The organism is Microbacterium sp. NPDC077184, from assembly GCF_040687055.1.
GTDB lineage: Bacteria > Actinomycetota > Actinomycetes > Actinomycetales > Microbacteriaceae > Microbacterium.
The window spans coordinates 578,301-594,702 of record NZ_JBFBMM010000001.1; the positions used below are offsets into that span (position 1 = coordinate 578,301).

Consider the following 16,402-nt stretch of genomic DNA (forward strand, 5'->3'; position numbering starts at 1 on the left):
GGGGCCTGCGACGTGCGGACCATAGACTTCTCCGGTGGCCAAGCTCTACTTCCGCTACGGAGCGATGAACTCCGGCAAGTCGACCGCTCTCCTCCAGGCCGCCTACAACTACGAGGAACGCGGTCAGCACGTGCTCCTCGCGAAGCCGGAGATCGACACGAAGGCTGCCGATCAGATCTCCAGCCGCCTCGGGGTGAGTCGCACGGTGGACTTCCTCATCCGCCCCGGGGACGACCTCCGCGCCCTCTTCCGGGAGCACAGGGCTCGGGTGCGCGCGCGACTCGAGGATGCCCTCATCCCTGAGTCCGCCGCCACCGGCGCCGCTCCCGACGTGGCGTGCCTGCTCATCGACGAGGCGCAGTTCCTCACGCGCGAGCAGGTGGACGACCTCCTCCGCATCGTCGTGGAGGACGGAGTGCCGGCGCTGGCCTACGGCATCCGCACCGACTTCCAGACGCAGGCGTTCCCGGGTTCGCGGCGACTGCTCGAGCTCGCGCACACGCTGGAAGAGCTGAAGACCATCTGCCGCTGCGGCAGCAAGGCGCTCTTCAACGCCCGCCTCGTGGGCGGGCGCTTCGTGTTCGACGGCGACCAGGTCGCGATCGACGAGCTCTCCGCCGACCGTGTCACCTACGAGTCGATGTGCGCCGACTGCTACCTGCGGGAGTCCGGAGGGCACCTGGGCTGAGCGCGCGTCATCGCTAGGCTGGAGGTATGCGTGTTCTCCTCGCCGGCGGAGCCGGCTATGTCGGCGCCCACACCGCGGTCGCCCTTCTCGACGCCGGTCACGACGCCGTCCTCCTGGACGATCTCTCCAACACCTCCGCGCTCGCCGCGGACCGGATCGCGCAGATCACCGGCAAGACGGCTCCGCTCGTGGTCGGCGACGCGTCCGACGACGCGGTCGTGGCGGGCGTGTTCGACACCCACGGACCCTTCGACGCCATCGTGCATCTGGCCGCCTACAAGGCGGTGGGGGAGTCCACGCAGAAGCCGCTGGACTACTATGCCAACAACCTCGATACGACGTTCGCGCTCCTCCGGGTCGGCCTCGAGCGCGGCATCCGCTCGTTCCTCTTCTCCAGCACCGGCACGGTGTACTCCGACCCCGCCGACCTGCCGTTCACCGAGGAATCGACCACGAGCGTCGATCTCTCCAACCCCTACAGCAAGTCCAAGCGCATGAACGAGGTCGTCCTCGAAGACCTCGCCCGCGTGCAGCCGGACCTCGCGGTGACGGTGCTGCGCTACTTCAACCCGGTCGGCGCCCACCCGAGCGGGCTCATCGGGGAGGACCCCGCGGGCATCCCCAACAACCTCATGCCCTACGTCCAGCGGGTGGCCATCGGCGACCTCGAGCGCGTCGGGATCTTCGGCGACGACTACGACACCCCGGACGGCACGGGCCTGCGCGACTACATCCACATCGTCGACCTCGCCGCCGGTCACGTCGCGGCCCTCGAGCAGGCGCAACCGGGCTACGAGGTGTTCAATCTCGGCACCGGCACGCCGGTCAGCGTCTACCAGCTGATCGCGGCGTTCGAGAAGGCCGCCGGTCGCGAGCTTCCCAAGGCGGTGCTCCCGCGTCGCGCGGGGGATGTCGCGGCGACGTACTGCGATCCCGCCAAGGCCCGCACGGTGCTGGGATGGCAGACGCAGTACGGCATCGACGATGCCGCACGCGACGCATGGCGCTGGCAGTCCCAGAACCCGCGGGGCTTCGCCTCCGCCTGATTCGTCGCGCACGGATTCGCCCGCGGGCTTGCTCTGTGGTCTGACCACCTTGTACTGTGGTCCGACCACAACACGGAGGAGCAAGGATGCCGCCTGCGTCACCCGCACGCGCGTGGCAGATCGTTCTCGAGTCGATCGAGGCCGACCTGCTGGAGCAGCGCCTGAAGCCCGGAGACCATCTCCCGCCGGAGCGCGAGCTCGCCTCGAGCCTCGGCGTCGGGCGCTCGAGCGTGCGCGAAGCGCTCCGGGTGCTCGAGGTCATGGGGCTCATCCGGACCGGGACGGGATCCGGACCGAGTTCCGGCGCGATCATCATCGCCACCCCCCGCGGGGGGATGTCGGCACTCCTCCGCCTGCAGGTGGCGGCGCAGGGATTCCCCCTCGACGACGTCGTGACCACCCGTCTGGTGCTCGAGACCGCGGTCGTCACCGCGCTCGCCGCGGCTGGCTCGTCCGACACCTCGGCCGCCCACGCCGTGGCCGCCGCGATGGAGGATCCCGCGTTGAGCGTCGAGGAGTTCCTGGCGCTGGACGCTCAGCTCCACCTCGCGATGGCCGAAGCCTCCGGGAACGTCGTCATCACCGCGATGATGGCGGGCCTGCGCACGGCGATCGAATCCTATGTGCAGGCGGGCGCAACGCGCATCGCCGACTGGGACGCCGCCGCGCGGCGGCTGCGCGCCGAGCACCGAGCCATTCTCACCGCGGTCGACGCCGGCGACGCCGACGCCGCCCGCACCCTGATCCATGACCACATCTCCGGGTACTACGCCCAGGCTGCGCTGTCGCGGCCGTCCGCGTGACCCCACCCGCCCCGACGATCGAAGGAACGACCATGGTCCGCCGCCAACTGCCCCAGCCTGCTGAGCTGCTCGAGCTCATGCAGTTCAAGAAGCCCGAGCTGAACGCCACCAAGCGCCGTCTGGACGCGGCGCTCACCATCGCCGACCTGCGCGTGATCGCCAAGCGACGCACGCCCAAGGCGGCGTTCGACTACACCGACGGCGCCGCCGAAGGGGAGCTCTCGCTCGCCCGAGCCCGGCAGGCGTTCCAGGACGTGGAGTTCCATCCCGACATCCTGCGCCCCGCCGCGGTCGTCGACACCTCGACCGAGATCCTCGGCGGGCGCAGCGCCCTGCCGTTCGGCATCGCCCCGACCGGATTCACCCGCCTGATGCAGACGGAGGGCGAGTCCGCCGGTGCGGGGGCGGCGGGAGCCGCCGGCATCCCCTTCACGCTGTCGACGCTCGGGACGACCTCGATCGAGGATGTGAAACGTGCCAATCCCCACGGGCGCAACTGGTTCCAGCTCTACGTCATGCGCGACCGCGAGGTCTCCTACGGGCTCGTCCGCCGCGCCGCGGAGGCGGGGTTCGACACGCTGCAGTTCACCGTGGACACCCCCATCGCGGGCGCGCGCCTGCGCGACAAGCGGAACGGCTTCTCGATCCCGCCGCAGCTGACGGTCGGAACGATCCTCAATGCCCTCCCGCGCCCCTGGTGGTGGATCGACTTCCTCACCACGCCGAAGCTCGAGTTCGCCTCGCTGTCGACGACGGGCGGCACCGTCGGCGAACTCCTCAATGCGGCCATGGACCCGACGATCAGCTACGACGACCTCGACGTGATCCGCGAGATGTGGCCGGGGAAGATCGTCGTCAAGGGCGTGCAGAACGTCGAGGATTCCCGACGGCTCATCGATCGCGGTGTGGACGGCATCGTCCTGTCCAACCATGGCGGCCGCCAGCTCGACCGCGCGCCGATCCCGTTCCACCTGCTCCCGGAGGTCGTCCGCGAGGTCGGACGGGATGCGACGGTCATGGTCGACACCGGGATCATGAACGGCGCCGACATCGTCGCCTCGATCGCCCTCGGGGCAAAGTTCACCCTGATCGGGCGCGCGTATCTCTACGGCCTGATGGCCGGCGGGCGTGCGGGGGTGGACCGCACGATCGAGATCCTGCGCACCGAGATCGAGCGGACGATGACACTCCTCGGGGTGTCCTCGCTCGAGGAGCTGGAGCCGCGCCACGTGACGCAGCTCACCCGTCTCGTGCCGCGTGGGACGACGGCGCCGGTGGAGGCCTGAGGCCTCCGCTCAGCGGACGGGCAGCGTCGGGATGAGCTGCTCGAGATAGGCCGCGGTGTCCTGCCACCCTTCCACGGCGTGGCAGGACACGCCCATCGCGAGGACCGGATAGTCGTTGCCGTCCGGATCGAGGCGGTCGCCGATGAAGAGCATGTCCTCGAGCGGGATGCCGGTCTGCTCGGACAGGCGCGTCATGCCGTACGACTTGTCGATGCCCCGCTCGGTGATGTCGACGGAGGTCGAGCCGCCGGAACGGACCTCCAGGTCGGGGAGGAGGTCGGCGACGGCGGCGCGCAGGGCGTTCTTCTTCTCACCCGTCGGGTCCCAGGCGGCCTTCGCGTCGACGGGGGCCTTCTGGCCGAGCGCCGAGAATGTGATCTGCGAGCCGCGGTCCTCGAGGATGTCGCCCCAGGTCTCGCTCTCCCACAGTCCGAGGCGGCGTGCCTGCTCCTCGACGGCGCGGAGCGCGCGCTCCTTCTGGTCGTCGGTGAGGGTGCGCGCGTACACCGTCGCCACCTCGCCGTCCTTCAGTCGGTAGTACTGCGTGCCGCAGGTGGGGAGCAGATGCAGGCGGGTCAGGACGTCGTCCGCGGCCGCGGGGAGACGGTCCACGACCTGTGCGGTGAACTGGGCGAGCTGGCCGCCGGAGATGATCGCGACCTCCACCCGCTCGGCGAGGGCGACCAGAAGGTCGCCGATCCGCGGGTCGATGGCGCTCTTGCTGGGAGCGAGGGTGTCGTCGAGGTCGAACGCGACGAGGCGGGGCGCGAGGGTCATGAGGCTTCCGTCCGGTACGTGATACGCAGTGAGGCTCCGACCTCTTCCGTGTGGGGAAGGAGTCGGAGCCTCACTGCTGTCGAAGACAGTGTATGTCGGGGTGACAGGATTTGAACCTGCGGCCTCGTCGTCCCGAACGACGCGCGCTACCAAGCTGCGCCACACCCCGTGGCAACCCCCCTAGCTTACCTGATCGAAACGGCATCTCCGAACCGGCGACGGCGCACCAGGGCGGCTGCGGTGAGGCCGGCGGTCAGGAGGATCACCGAGATCCCCGCGATTCCGCGGAGGCCGCGGGGGTCGCTCCCGGTTTCCGCGAGCTGTGCGGTCGCCGGCGGCACGATCGGTTCGACGGGCGTGTCGGGAATGGCGGGTTCCTCCGTCTCGATCGGCGGCGGGGGACTCTCCACGTGGGTGATCTGCGTCGGCGAGGCGAACGCCTCCGTGTAGACGGCATCGGCGGCGAGGTGCGCCGCGACCTCCGCCGACTGCGCCTGCCGGGTGATGCTCCACACCGCGACGTACCACCCGGGCGTGTCCATCGTCCAGCTCGAAACCACGCGCGCCGGTCCCTCCCCTCGGGTCTCGAGGCTCAGCTCTCCCGCGAGGACCGCGCCCTCCGGGACATCGGGTGATGGCTCGCCGGGTTCCTCGTCCAGGAGGTAGACCGACGCGTGCGCCCGGACGGGTAGTCGATCGCCCTCCGCGGTGCGCGGCCAGTGGACGAGGTCGCCCTCGACGGTCACATCGTCGACGAAGCTCTCGCCGGGGAGCGCGGAGGCGGCGGCAATCGTGGAGATCGTCGGGAAGAACAGCGGATGCCGCGTCGTGTCGTGTCCGGACACCTCGAACTCGACCGGCGCGGCGGGTCCCGCGGTGTCCTGACCGCCCGGGGTAGTGAAGTGGCGGACCGCCGCGACGGTGTCGACGCGGAACCGCCCGTGGGCCGACACGTCGAGGGGTCGACCGGGCGTGGTTTCGGCCGCCGGGGCGACGGTGATCGCGTACTCCTCGCCGGGGACGACGTCGTGGCGTTCGGTGGCGCCGTCGTCGGCGAAGACCGCGCCGGTGAGGGTCAGGGTGCCGCGGGCGTCCGGGGTCGAGGCGTCGACACGGACGGCGCCACCGAGGGGGTCGGTGTCGTCACGGAGGAACATCACCGATCCCGAGGCATCCGTGACGCCGGCCGTGACAGAGCTGCCTTCCGCGTAGTACGCGAGCGCGAGCTCCTGCACGCGGGAATTGTGGGCCGGTGCGAGGCGCGAGAAGGTCCAGTCGATCGCCCCGGCGAGCGAGTCTCCGCGGTAGCCGAACGTGCGAAGGGTTGTCTCCCAGTCGGCGATCGCCTTGACCGCCCAGCCGACCGCCGCCGCCTGCACCGGGTCTTCGGTCTGGCCGTAGCGGGTGACGAGCAGATTGATGCCGGTGAGCTGCTGCGGGCTGAGGCCAGCGGCCTCGGTGCGCACGCCGTGGTCGCTCGTGGTGCCGGTGGGAAGCGGGATCCCGGGCAGGATGCAGTAGGTGTGCACGTCGCCGACGCGCATCGACCCGTGCCAGCCGTGGGTCGAGGTCGGCTGCCAGGCGCCGAATCCGGCGCCCTGGGTCGCGGCGGTGGCCGCCGGGGCGGCGGCGAGGACGAGGGCGGCAGCGGCGAGGACGGCGGCGATGCTCAGGGCGAGCATGCGGCGCGCACGCCGGAGCGGAGAGGCGGACATGGGCGGGGCCTTTCGATCGGTTCGTGCTCCGATCGTGGGCTCCGCGGACGTGCGCCGATCGCTCCGAGAGCGTCGCGGGGGATAACCGCGCGCTGCGGCGCCGGTCGCCGTGGGTGGGGAGGAGGGGTGCTCAGCCGCGCGCGGTGAGGACGAGGAGGCTCGCCTCGGGCCGGCACGCGAACCGCACGGGGGCGTAGATCGAGTGTCCGAGTCCGGCGCTCACGTTCAGCGGCGCGGCCCGCCCGCCGTGCTCCCAGGCGCTGAGACCGCGTGCCTGGCGGAGCGGGATGTCGCAGTTCGCCACGAGGGCCCCGTAGCCCGGAACGCGCACCTGCCCGCCGTGCGTGTGACCGGCGAAGATCGCGTCCGCGCCGAGGTCGATGAAGCGGTCCAGCACGCGCCGGTACGGCGCATGCGTCACGCCGACGTGGAGCGCGGCATCCGTGCTCTCCGTCGCGGCGATCGCTGCGGGCAGGGAGTCCAATCGGTCCCATCGCCGGTGCGCGTCGCTGACGCCGAAGCCCGCCACCCGGATGCCGGCGGCCTCCACGACACCCGCGGCGTTGTTGAGGTCGGTCCAGCCGAGGTCGTCGACGAGGAACGCGTCGAGGGCGTCGGCGTCGATGGACTCCGCCTTAGGCTGGTGCCGCGACGGGCCGGTGAAGTACTTCAGGGGGTTCCGGGGGGACGGTGCGACGTGGTCGTTCGACCCGTGGACGAAGAAGCCGGGGATCCCCCGGAGCGGAGCGAACGCCCGACGGATGCCGACGAGACCCTCGGCGTGGCCGAGGTTGTCGCCGGTGTTGATCACCAGGTCCGGGTGCAGCTCGACCAGCGCGGCCATCCACTGCTGCTTCCGGTGCTGCCACGGCGCCATATGGGCGTCCGAGACGTGCAGGATCCGCAGGTCGCGGGAGCCGGCGGGAAGGAGGGGCAGAGTGTGCTCACGGACGGTGAAGAGATAGCGCTCGACGGCGACGCCCCAGACGGCCGTGGCGACGCCGACGGCCCCCACCGCCCCGAAGGCGGTGAGGGCCGTCCGCGTGACGGTGTGCGTCACTTATCCGTCGCTGTCGGAGTCGGGCGCGGGGCTCTCGCCGCCGCCGCCGCAGTTGCGGCTGACGTAGTCGACGCTGATCGCGGTGTTCCGGTTCACGAGGGTGCCCGCGGCCGGGTTCGTGCCCGTCGCCTGCTCGCCGCCGCCGGCGTTCTCGTCCTGCTGGCAGCTGCCGGGGCTGACGTTGCCGAAGCCGGCGTTGCGCAGCGCCGAGATGGCCGCGCTCAGCGATCCCGACACGGCGGGCACCGAGATGCCCTGACCGTTGGACGGGTTGATCGTCACCGACGTGCCGCCGGCGACGCGACCGGCGCCGGGGCTCTGCGCCGCGACGATGCCCTCGGGCTCGGACGAGTCCACCGCTTCGCCCACGGTCACGCTGAAGCCGGCGTTGCGGAGCGTCGCGGTCGCCTGGTCGATGGACTGACCGACGACGTTGGGAAGGTCGCGGAGGACCTGGCGCGTCAGGTTGCTGTCCGGCGCGGGGAACGGGTTTCCGCCGAAGAGCGAGTTCGCCGCTCCCTGGACATCCCGCGCGATGAAGTAGCGCAGATTGGAGAGCTGGATGCCGTTGTGCCAGTTGCGGAACATGTCTCCGCCGCCCTCGATGTTGCCCGCCCACACGGCGGTGGAGACGTTCGTCGAGGACTCCACGAGCCACGTCTGCAGCTCCTCGTGCGTACCGGTCTTGCCGATGAGCGGCGTGCCGTCGAAGGGGTTGCCCTGCGCACCGGTGCCGCCGCCGTTCATGACGCCCTCGAGGGCGAACGCCGCGGTCGCGGCGACCCCCGGCTCGAGCACCTGCTCGCACGTGCGCTCGGGGAGCGGGATGTCGTTGCCGTCGGAGTCGGTGACGCTCTCGATGACGCGCGGCTGGCAGTAGATGCCGTTGTTGGCGACGGTGCCGTAGGCGCCGGCCATCGCGATCGGGGAGATGTTGTCGTCGCCGATGACCTTGTTGGCCACGCCCATCGTGATGGGCTCGCCGTCACCGGTGGTGACGCCCATCTTCGTCGCGACGTTGGCGATGTCGCACAGGTCGAGCTCGGCCGCCATCGCGAGGTAGCCCGAGTTCAGCGACGCCGCGGTGAACTGCAGCGGCGTGCCGATGTAACCGGGCACGCGGCCGAAGTTGCCGATGGTGGTGTTCTCGGTGTTGACCCAATCTCCCGTGCACGAGTTCGTCATGCGCGGGAACGCGCGGTTGACGCCGTTCAGCACTTCGCGGACGGATCGGCCCTGCTCGAGCCAGTCGACGAGGGTGAAGAGCTTGAACGTCGACCCTGCGGCGAATCCGCGCGAGCCGCCGTAGGTGCGGTCGCCGGCGAACACGATGGAGCTGAAGTTGTTGTCGCCGGTGATCGTCTCGTCGAAGCGCGTGTTCTGCGACATCGCGAGGATCTTCCCCGTCGTGTTGTCGATGCTCACGGCGGTGGAGCCGAACTTCATCCCCTCGACCGAGGTCGGGGCGTAGGTCGACATCGACGCGTTCGCGGCGTTCTGCAGGCGCCAGTCGATCGTGGTGTAGACGTTCAGTCCGCCGCGACGGAGGGCCTCACGGCGCTCGTCGGGGGTCTCGCCGAAGGCGGGATCGTTCTCGATGACGCTGCGGACGTACTGGCAGAAGTACTCGCCACCCGCCGCCGCCGTGCAGCCGGTGCGCGGGGTGGTGATGTTCGGCTCGATCGGGGCGTCGAAGAGCTCGTCGTACTGCTCCTGGGTGATCTTCCCGTCGTCGAGGAGCCGGCTGAGCACGTACTGCTGACGCTGCTTGGTCAGCGCGTAGCCGTTGTCGGCGCCGTTGCGCTCGTTGCCGGGCAGGTCGATGCGGTAGGTGTTCGGGTTCTGCACGATGCCGGCGAGGGTCGCGGCCTGCGCGAGGTTCAGCTCGCCCGCCGACACCCCGAAGTAGCGCTTGGCCGCGGCGTCGATGCCGTAGGTCGTGCCGCCGAAGTTGGCGATGTTGAGATACCCGAGCATGATCTCGTTCTTCGAGTACCGCTGCTCGAGGGCGATGGCGTAGCGCATCTCCTGGAGCTTGCGCTGGATGCCCTCGGTGCCCGCGGCGGTGGTCGCCTCGAACCAGCACGCCTGCTTCTCGTCCTCGGTCTCCGCGGTGGCTTCGCACCGCTGGACGAGGATGTTCTTGACGTACTGCTGGCTGATCGTCGATCCGCCTTGCGTCTCGCCGCCGCCCTGGACGTTCGAGAGCACCGCACGCGTCGTGCCGATGAGGTCGACGCCGCCGTGCTGGTAGTAGCGCGGATCCTCACTGGAGAGCATCGCGTCGTACATGACCGGCGCGATCTCGTCGAACTCGACCGGGGAGCGGTTCTGGTCGTAGAACTGCGTCCACTCCTCCCACTCGCCGGAGTCCTGGTTCTTCGTGTACAGCGTCGTCGGCAGCATGAGCTTGTCGATCTCGAGGACGCTGGGGAGGTTGTCGAACATCGTGATGGCGCTGGAGGCCGCGTAACCCGACACCGCGATCGCGGGGGTCACCGTGGCGGTGATGAGAACGCCGGCGACGGCGCTGAGGCCGACGAGTCCTGCGAGGCCCCCGAGCACACCGGTGGCCGTGCGTTTGGTATCAGGCATAGGCTTGATCGTAAGGGAGATACCTGGGCGATCCCTTGACAGGCATGCCCTGCGCGTGATCCCCGTTCTTCCGCTTCATTCCGCCGAACACGCCAGGAGTCGCGATGACGACGTGGGAGTACCTCACCACGCCCCTGCTGATCCACAACACCGCCGCCATCCTCAACAACTGGGGCAAACAGGGCTGGGAGCTCGTGCAGGTGATCCCCGGCCCCGAGGGCGGGCTCGTCGCCTACTTCAAGCGCCCGGTCGGCGGCGGAGACGCCAACGCCGGACTGGATGCCGCGGCGCAGGCCGCGCGGCAGTTCGAAGGCTGAGCCGGTGAGCGTCTCCGCGCGGCTCGCCGAGCTCGGCATCCGTCTCCCCGGTGTCGTGCCCCCCGTCGCCGCGTACATCCCGGCGACCGTGCACGGCGACCTCGTCTACACCTCCGGCCAGCTGCCGATGCGCGAGGGCGCACTTCCCGCGACGGGCAAGGTCGGCGAGGGCGACGGCCTCGTCGATCCCGCCGCGGCGAAGGACTACGCCCGCACCTGCGCGCTGAACGCGATCGCCGCCGCCGCGGACGTCGCCGGCGGAGTGGACCGCCTCGGCCGCGTAGTGAAGGTGGTCGGATTCGTCTCGTCCGTTCCGGAGTTCACCGGTCAGCCCGGCGTCATCAACGGCGCGAGCGAGGTGCTCGGTGAGATCTTCGGCGACGCGGGACGTCACGCGCGCTCCGCCGTCGGAGTCCCCGTCCTGCCGCTGGACTCGCCCGTCGAGGTCGAGGTCGTCTTCGCGCTCGTCTGACCTGAGGCACGTGAGGGCCGGCATCCGTTCCGCGTGACGGATGCCGGCCCTCACGCATGCGTCACTTCGTGGTGATCTTCGCCTGGATCGTGCTCATCACCATCGTGTCCGCAAGCGTCGTGGTGTCGCCGACCTCGCGACCCTCGGCGACGTCGCGCAGCAGCCGCCGCATGATCTTCCCGGATCGGGTCTTGGGCAGTTCCCCGACGATGTAGATGTCGCGCGGCCGGGCGATCGGACCGATCTGCTCGCCGACCCAGGCGCGGAGCGTGGTGGCCACCCCCTCGGCGGAGTGCCGGTCGAGGTAGCTCTGCTTGAGGATGACGAAGGCCACGACCGCCTGGCCGGTGGTCTCGTCCGAGGCGCCGACGACCGCGGCTTCGGCGGTGGCCTCGTGCGCGACGAGCGAGGACTCGATCTCCGCGGTCGACAGACGGTGGCCGGAGACGTTCATGACGTCGTCGACGCGGCCGAGGAGCCAGATGTCGCCGTCGTCGTCCAGGCGCGCACCGTCGCCCGCGAAGTAGAACCCGCGATCGGCGAATTTCTCCCAATAGGTCTCGACGAACCGTTCCGGGTCTCCCCAGATGCCGCGCAGCATGCTCGGCCAGGGTTCTGTGACCACCAGCAGGCCGCCGTTGCCGGTCCCCACGTGCTCGCCGTCGTCGTCGACGACGTCGATCGCGATGCCGGGGAGGGCGACCTGCGCCGCGCCGGGCTTCGTCTCGGTGACGCCGGGAAGGGCCGAGATCATCATCGCCCCGGTCTCGGTCTGCCACCACGTGTCGACGATGGGCGTGCGCTCGGCCCCGATGATGTCGCGGTACCAGACCCAGGCCTCGGGGTTGATCGGCTCGCCGACCGAGCCCAGCACCCGCAACGACGACAGGTCGAAACCCTGCGGCACCTGTCGGCCGATCTTCATGAACGACCGGATCGCCGTGGGGGCGGTGTAGAACACCGTCACGCCGTACTTCTGGATGATCTCCCACCAGCGCCCCGGGTGGGGGGCATCCGGCGTCCCCTCGTAGAGGACCTGGGTCGCGCCGTTGGCGAGGGGGCCGTACGTGACGTAGGTGTGGCCGGTGATCCATCCGACGTCCGCGGTGCACCAGTACACGTCGGTGTCGGGGTGGATGTCGTGGACGACGCGGTTCGTGAAGGCCGCCTGGGTGAGGTAGCCGCCGGAGGTGTGCAGGATGCCCTTGGGCTTCCCCGTCGTTCCCGAGGTGTACAGGATGAACAGGGGGGTCTCGGCGGGGAACGGGCGCGCCTCATGCGTCGGCGCCGCCGCCGGGACGACGTCGTGCCACCACAGGTCACGGCCCTCGACCCAGTCGACGTCGTTGCCGCCGCGGCGGACGACGATCACGTGCTCGACGCTCTCCTGGACGCCCGAGCCGTTGCGGTCGGCGAGGGCCAGGTCTACGGCCGGCTTGAGGGCCGAGACCTTGCCCTTGCGGTAGCCGCCGTCGGCGGTGATGACCACCTTCGCGCCGGCGTCGTCGATGCGCGAGCGCAGGCTGTCGGCCGAGAACCCGCCGAAGACGACGGAGTGGATGGCGCCGATGCGCGCGACCGCGAGCATCGCGGCGACCGCCTCCGGGATCATCGGCAGGTAGATCGCGACCCGGTCGCCCTCCCCGACGCCGAGGCCCTCCAGCACGTTGGCGAGCCGGGAGACCTCCGTGGTCAGCTCGGCGTAGGTGAGGGCGCGCTCGTCGCCGGGCTCTCCCTCCCACAGGAGCGCGACACGATCACCGTGTCCTGCCTCGACGTGCCGGTCCAGGCAGTTGTAGGCGACGTTGAGCTCGCCGTCGCCGAACCACCGCGCGAAGGGAGGGGTCGACCAGTCGAGCACCTCGGTGAAGGGCGTGTGCCAGTGGAGTTCGCGGGCCTGATCGGCCCAGAACCCCTCGCGATCCTCGGCGGCGCGCGCGTAGAGGTCGGCGGATCCGACGGCCTGCGCGGCGAATCCGTCCGGCGGGCTGAAGCGGCGGGTCTCGTTCAGAAGGTGGTCGATCTGCGTGCTCATCGCGCGCTCCTTTGCGGCCTGAGGTCGGATGCCGGCATCCGGCGAGTCTGTCTCGAAGGCTAGCGAGGCCTCCGGTGCGCGCACTACCTCCGATAGTGGGGAGCCGGATACCGGCGGGGTATCGGTGAGAGGTCGGTGAGAATCATCGAAGGGGCGTTTGGTCGCCTCCGGCGCGTCGCATAGGCTGTCACTCGGCCGAACATCGATTCTGGCATCGGCGACACCCGACCCGCCCCCCGAAGTGTGGTGTCGCCCGAGGCGGCATCCCATTCCCCCCATGGGATGCCGCCCCTCTTTTTTTGCGCGGGTTCCCCTCCTCCCCAGCGGTGCGACCGGACCGGTTCTCCACCGAAGAGGCGCGCGTCCCCCGTCCCGTGCGCCCGTGTTCCTAGCGTCGTCGTCATGACCGAACGCTTCGTGCCCCGCAGGCAGGATCCCGTCCGCGACCCGGTGGCCTGGCTGGACGCGTCGGCGCCGCCGGCGACGTGGTGGCAGATGCCCGCGCCGACGCCGATCGACCCTGTCCTTCCGGAGGAGGGCGACGGAACCCGGGCGGGTCCTCAGACGAGCGGGGCGTGGCCGGACGTGATCCCGCGGATGCCGGACTTCTCCCGACCGGTCGCAAAGGAGCCCGCGCCGAGCGACGACGACACCCCGCTCCCCGTCGTGCGCCACGCCGCCTGGGAGGAGCTGGCGTGCCATCTCGGCGATGCCGAGGTCACCGACCTGTTCGTCAACGGTGCGCGGGGGCTGTACGTCGACCGGGGCCGCGGTGCCGAGCCGGTTTCCGGGTGGTCCTGGGACGAGGACGACGTGCGCGACCTGGCCGTCGCTCTGATCGGGGCGGGCGGGCGGCACATCGACGACGCCTCGCCCTGCGTGGACGTCCGTGTCGGCGGGCGGCTCCGCGTGCACGCCGTGCTCCCTCCGGTGTCCGGCGGAGGCACCGCGCTGTCCATCCGCGTGGGTCGGCGCACGCGCGCAGACCTCGGCGTGCTGCAGGCGGGTGGGATGTTCGACGCGGCGGGGCGGGAGTGGCTGGAGGAGATCGTGCGTCGCCGTGAGAACGTCCTCGTCTCCGGAGCGGCGGGGGCGGGGAAGACCACTCTTCTCGCGGCGATGCTGAGCGCGGCGTCCGAGCGCGAGCGGATCGTCACGATCGAGGATGTCGCCGAGCTCTCCTTCGTCCACCCGCATCACGTGCGCCTCGAGGCGCGCCAGCCGAATCTCGAGGGGGCCGGCGGCATCGGTCTGGCCCGCCTCGTGCGGGAGGCGCTGCGGATGCGGCCCGATCGGCTGGTGGTCGGCGAGTGCCGGGGCGAGGAGGTGCGCGAGCTGCTGTCCGCGCTGAACACCGGGCACGACGGCGGCGCCGGGACCGTCCACGCGAACGGGCTGGCGGACGTCGCCGCGCGTCTGGAGGCGCTCGGCGCGCTCGCCGGGCTGAGCGACCAGGCGCTCGCGCGGCAGGCGTCCAGCGCCCTGCACTGGATCCTCCATGTGGAGAAGGACGCCGCCGGCATCCGGCGCCTGCGGAGTGTCGGGCGACCTCGCGTCGGCCCCGACGGGCGACTGGAGATCGAGGAGGAGCCGTGGCCGCCGCGGTGACGGTCCGGCCGACCGCCACGGCTGAGATGACCTCGGCGGCGGAGAGTATCCTTCAGCTCGCCGTCCTGCTGCAGGCGGGCATCGCTCCGCACCGCGCGTGGGAGTACCTCGCCGGAACCGGGGACGCCGGAGCCGCCCGCGTCATGGCGGCGGTGTCGGCGGGTCGCCCACTTGCGGACGCGATCGGAGACGCCGGGGTCCCCGCCCGTCCCGCGGGCGGACATCGGAGCCGTCGGCGCGGTCGTCATGACACCGATACGGGGGAGTGGCGCGAGGTGGGGGCCGCCTGGCAGGTGGCGACCGTCGTCGGAGCGCCCCTCGCGGAGAGTCTCCGAGGGCTCGCCGATGCGCTCCGCGATGCGCGTGCCGCGGCCGACGACGTCCGGATCGCGCTGGCGGAACCGGCGGGGACCGCCCGGCTCCTCGCCTGGTTGCCGATCGCCGCCGTGGTTCTCGGAGCCGTCCTCGGCTTCGACACCCTCGGCATCCTGTTCTCCCATCCGCTGGGGATCGTCTGCCTCGTCCTCGGGGGAGTCCTCATCCTTCTCGCGCATCGCTGGAGCCTGCGGCTCGTCCGCGCGGCGAGCGGAGGCGAGGCCGTCCCGGGGCACCGCGCTGAACTCCTCGCCATCGCGCTGAGCGGCGGTGTGTCCATCGACCGCGCGGTCGAGCTCGTCGCGCGGGCGCGTCCCACCCCGCCGGCGGACACCGGGCGCGACGTGAACCCACCGCCGCGCGACGACACCGACGCGGTGCTCGCGCTCTCGCGCACCGCCGGTGTGCCCGCGGTCGATCTGCTGCGGGCGTGGGCCGTGCTGGCCCGTCATCGCGCGCGCGTGGACGGCCGCTTGCGCGCGGCGCGGCTCTCCACCCGCCTGCTGCTGCCGCTGGGGGTGTGCACGCTCCCCGCGTTCCTCCTCCTCGGCGTCGGCCCGATGCTCCTCAGCGTCATCAGCACGATGCCCTTCACCCTCTGACTCCGCCCGTCACCCTCCCTCACCCGAATAAAGGAGAATCCATGTTCCCGTCGACCCGAACGACCCTCCCGCCCCTCACCCGCCGCCGCGCGGAGCGCCTCTACCGTCCCGCGGCGCGCTCGCTCGCCGACGACGACGGCGCCGCCACGGCGGAGTACGCCATCGCCACCATGGCGGCGGTCGCCTTCGCGGGGCTCCTCGTGGTCATCATGCGCAGCGATGAGGTCCGCGGGATCCTGACGGATCTCATCCGCCGCGCGCTGACCGTGGCGTGATGCCCCTCGAGCGGCGGATGCCGCGCGCCCGTCGGTCGCGGGCGACCTCCGGGCGGCCGTGGCGGGGTGACCGTGGATCGGTCGTGGCCGAGTTCGCCGTCGCCCTGCCGGCGATCGTCATCGTGCTGGCGCTCGGGATCGGCGCGCTCGGTGCGACGGCTCGCGGCGTGCGACTTCAGGATGCCGTCAGCGACGCGGCGCGCCTGGCCGCGCGCGGCGAGAGCGCGGACCGTGTCCACGCCGTCGTCGCCGCGGCCGTGGACGACGCGACCGCGACGATCGAGCATCGCGACGACATCGTGTGCGTCACCGCCCGGGCGCCGGTCGCGGTCCTCACCCTCGCCGCGACCGGCTGTGCGCTGGCGGGAGGCGGCTGATGGCGTCGACCGCCGCCGTGATCGGCATCCTCGCCGCCTCCGCCACCCTTGTCGCCGGCCTCTCCGCGGTCGGCGCGGCCGCGATCCACTCCCAGCGCCTCGCCGGCGCGGCGGACACCTCGGCCCTCGCCGCCGCGGACACCGTCACCGGACTCGCGGCCGGGGATCCGTGCGACCGCGCGGCCGAGCTCGCCGCGACGGCGGGGGCGTCGGTCGCTGCGTGCGTCATCGACGGCTTCATCGTCACCGTCACCGTGACTGCGCGCTTCGGCGTCTTCGCGACCTCTGCGACCGCCCGTGCGGGCCCGCCTCCCGGGTGAGCGCCGCGCGGGCCGGGGCGCCGACTCACAGCATCCGCCCCACCCCACCCC

General features: G+C 71.2%; 16 protein-coding genes and 1 tRNA gene. 11 read left to right on the plus strand and 6 right to left on the minus strand.

Going from position 1 to position 16,402, the window contains the following annotated elements; translation table 11 throughout:
* Positions 1-34 precede the first annotated feature (34 nt).
* The 4 genes from AB0O93_RS02710 (at position 35) to AB0O93_RS02725 (ending at position 3,823) form a co-directional block, all read left to right on the plus strand.
* A complete protein-coding gene (locus AB0O93_RS02710) occupies positions 35-688 on the plus strand; it encodes a thymidine kinase (protein ID WP_363340260.1) in 654 nt (217 codons plus the stop codon).
* Positions 689-714: 26 nt separating this feature from the next.
* A complete protein-coding gene (galE, locus tag AB0O93_RS02715) occupies positions 715-1,734 on the plus strand; it encodes a UDP-glucose 4-epimerase GalE (RefSeq protein ID WP_363340262.1) in 1,020 nt (339 codons plus the stop codon).
* Between the two features lie 86 nt (positions 1,735-1,820).
* Entirely contained in the window at positions 1,821-2,537 is a 717-nt protein-coding gene (locus tag AB0O93_RS02720; RefSeq protein ID WP_363340264.1) for an FCD domain-containing protein, read from the plus strand.
* Positions 2,538-2,569: 32 nt separating this feature from the next.
* Positions 2,570-3,823, plus strand: coding sequence for an alpha-hydroxy acid oxidase (locus tag AB0O93_RS02725; RefSeq protein WP_363340266.1), 1,254 nt, complete (start codon positions 2,570-2,572; stop codon positions 3,821-3,823).
* Between the two features lie 9 nt (positions 3,824-3,832).
* On the opposite strand, the gene AB0O93_RS02730 is transcribed toward AB0O93_RS02725, so the two are convergent.
* The 5 genes from AB0O93_RS02730 to AB0O93_RS02750 form a co-directional block, all read right to left on the minus strand.
* Positions 3,833-4,600, minus strand: a complete 768-nt coding sequence (locus tag AB0O93_RS02730) for an HAD-IIB family hydrolase (protein WP_363340268.1) — start codon at positions 4,598-4,600, stop codon at positions 3,833-3,835.
* A 95-nt stretch (positions 4,601-4,695) separates the two neighbouring features.
* Positions 4,696-4,769: transfer RNA gene (locus tag AB0O93_RS02735), tRNA-Pro, on the minus strand.
* A 16-nt stretch (positions 4,770-4,785) separates the two neighbouring features.
* Positions 4,786-6,315: a hypothetical protein gene (locus AB0O93_RS02740; protein ID WP_363340270.1), complete on the minus strand. Its 1,530-nt coding sequence runs from the start codon at positions 6,313-6,315 to the stop codon at positions 4,786-4,788.
* 130 nt (positions 6,316-6,445) lie between these two features.
* Positions 6,446-7,375, minus strand: a complete 930-nt coding sequence (locus tag AB0O93_RS02745) for a metallophosphoesterase (RefSeq protein ID WP_363340272.1) — start codon at positions 7,373-7,375, stop codon at positions 6,446-6,448.
* Positions 7,376-9,970 (minus strand): transglycosylase domain-containing protein, encoded by a 2,595-nt coding sequence (locus tag AB0O93_RS02750; protein ID WP_363340274.1) that lies wholly within the window; start codon positions 9,968-9,970, stop codon positions 7,376-7,378.
* Between the two features lie 104 nt (positions 9,971-10,074).
* On the opposite strand from AB0O93_RS02750, the gene AB0O93_RS02755 reads away from it, so the two are divergent.
* Positions 10,075-10,287, plus strand: coding sequence for a DUF4177 domain-containing protein (locus AB0O93_RS02755; protein WP_053547872.1), 213 nt, complete (start codon positions 10,075-10,077; stop codon positions 10,285-10,287).
* Positions 10,288-10,291: 4 nt separating this feature from the next.
* A complete protein-coding gene (locus AB0O93_RS02760) occupies positions 10,292-10,759 on the plus strand; it encodes a RidA family protein (RefSeq protein ID WP_363340277.1) in 468 nt (155 codons plus the stop codon).
* 61 nt (positions 10,760-10,820) lie between these two features.
* Here AB0O93_RS02760 and acs read toward each other — a convergent pair whose 3' ends face one another.
* Positions 10,821-12,794 (minus strand): acetate--CoA ligase, encoded by a 1,974-nt coding sequence (acs, locus tag AB0O93_RS02765; RefSeq protein ID WP_363340279.1) that lies wholly within the window; start codon positions 12,792-12,794, stop codon positions 10,821-10,823.
* A gap of 666 nt (positions 12,795-13,460) precedes the next feature.
* On the opposite strand from acs, the gene AB0O93_RS02770 reads away from it, so the two are divergent.
* From AB0O93_RS02770 to AB0O93_RS02790, 5 genes are all read left to right on the plus strand, one after another.
* Complete coding sequence (locus AB0O93_RS02770) at positions 13,461-14,402, plus strand: TadA family conjugal transfer-associated ATPase (RefSeq protein ID WP_363340988.1); 942 nt, start codon at positions 13,461-13,463, stop codon at positions 14,400-14,402.
* On the plus strand, positions 14,387-15,379 hold the full coding sequence (locus AB0O93_RS02775; protein WP_363340281.1) for a type II secretion system F family protein: 993 nt from the start codon (positions 14,387-14,389) through the stop codon (positions 15,377-15,379). Before AB0O93_RS02770 ends, AB0O93_RS02775 begins: the two co-directional genes overlap by 16 nt.
* Positions 15,380-15,420: 41 nt before the next feature.
* Positions 15,421-15,654 (plus strand): DUF4244 domain-containing protein, encoded by a 234-nt coding sequence (locus AB0O93_RS02780; protein WP_363340283.1) that lies wholly within the window; start codon positions 15,421-15,423, stop codon positions 15,652-15,654.
* Positions 15,655-15,737: 83 nt separating this feature from the next.
* Positions 15,738-16,031, plus strand: a complete 294-nt coding sequence (locus AB0O93_RS02785; RefSeq protein WP_363340285.1) for a TadE family type IV pilus minor pilin — start codon at positions 15,738-15,740, stop codon at positions 16,029-16,031.
* Positions 16,031-16,351: a helicase gene (locus tag AB0O93_RS02790; protein WP_363340287.1), complete on the plus strand. Its 321-nt coding sequence runs from the start codon at positions 16,031-16,033 to the stop codon at positions 16,349-16,351. The genes AB0O93_RS02785 and AB0O93_RS02790 overlap by 1 nt, the downstream gene beginning before the upstream one ends.
* Positions 16,352-16,402: the final 51 nt, after the last annotated feature.

What these genes read in the sequence shown, in the direction of transcription:
- AB0O93_RS02720 (WP_363340264.1), top strand. Translation starts at nt 1,821, where the DNA reads ATGCCGCCTGCGTCACCCGCACGCGCGTGGCAGATCGTTCTCGAGTCG.
- AB0O93_RS02780 (WP_363340283.1), top strand. Translation starts at nt 15,421, where the DNA reads ATGTTCCCGTCGACCCGAACGACCCTCCCGCCCCTCACCCGCCGCCGC.
- acs (WP_363340279.1), bottom strand. Translation starts at nt 12,794, where the DNA reads ATGAGCACGCAGATCGACCACCTTCTGAACGAGACCCGCCGCTTCAGC.
- AB0O93_RS02730 (WP_363340268.1), bottom strand. Translation starts at nt 4,600, where the DNA reads ATGACCCTCGCGCCCCGCCTCGTCGCGTTCGACCTCGACGACACCCTC.
- AB0O93_RS02790 (WP_363340287.1), top strand. Translation starts at nt 16,031, where the DNA reads ATGGCGTCGACCGCCGCCGTGATCGGCATCCTCGCCGCCTCCGCCACC.
- AB0O93_RS02740 (WP_363340270.1), bottom strand. Translation starts at nt 6,315, where the DNA reads ATGTCCGCCTCTCCGCTCCGGCGTGCGCGCCGCATGCTCGCCCTGAGC.
- AB0O93_RS02750 (WP_363340274.1), bottom strand. Translation starts at nt 9,970, where the DNA reads ATGCCTGATACCAAACGCACGGCCACCGGTGTGCTCGGGGGCCTCGCA.
- AB0O93_RS02725 (WP_363340266.1), top strand. Translation starts at nt 2,570, where the DNA reads ATGGTCCGCCGCCAACTGCCCCAGCCTGCTGAGCTGCTCGAGCTCATG.
- galE (WP_363340262.1), top strand. Translation starts at nt 715, where the DNA reads ATGCGTGTTCTCCTCGCCGGCGGAGCCGGCTATGTCGGCGCCCACACC.
- AB0O93_RS02755 (WP_053547872.1), top strand. Translation starts at nt 10,075, where the DNA reads ATGACGACGTGGGAGTACCTCACCACGCCCCTGCTGATCCACAACACC.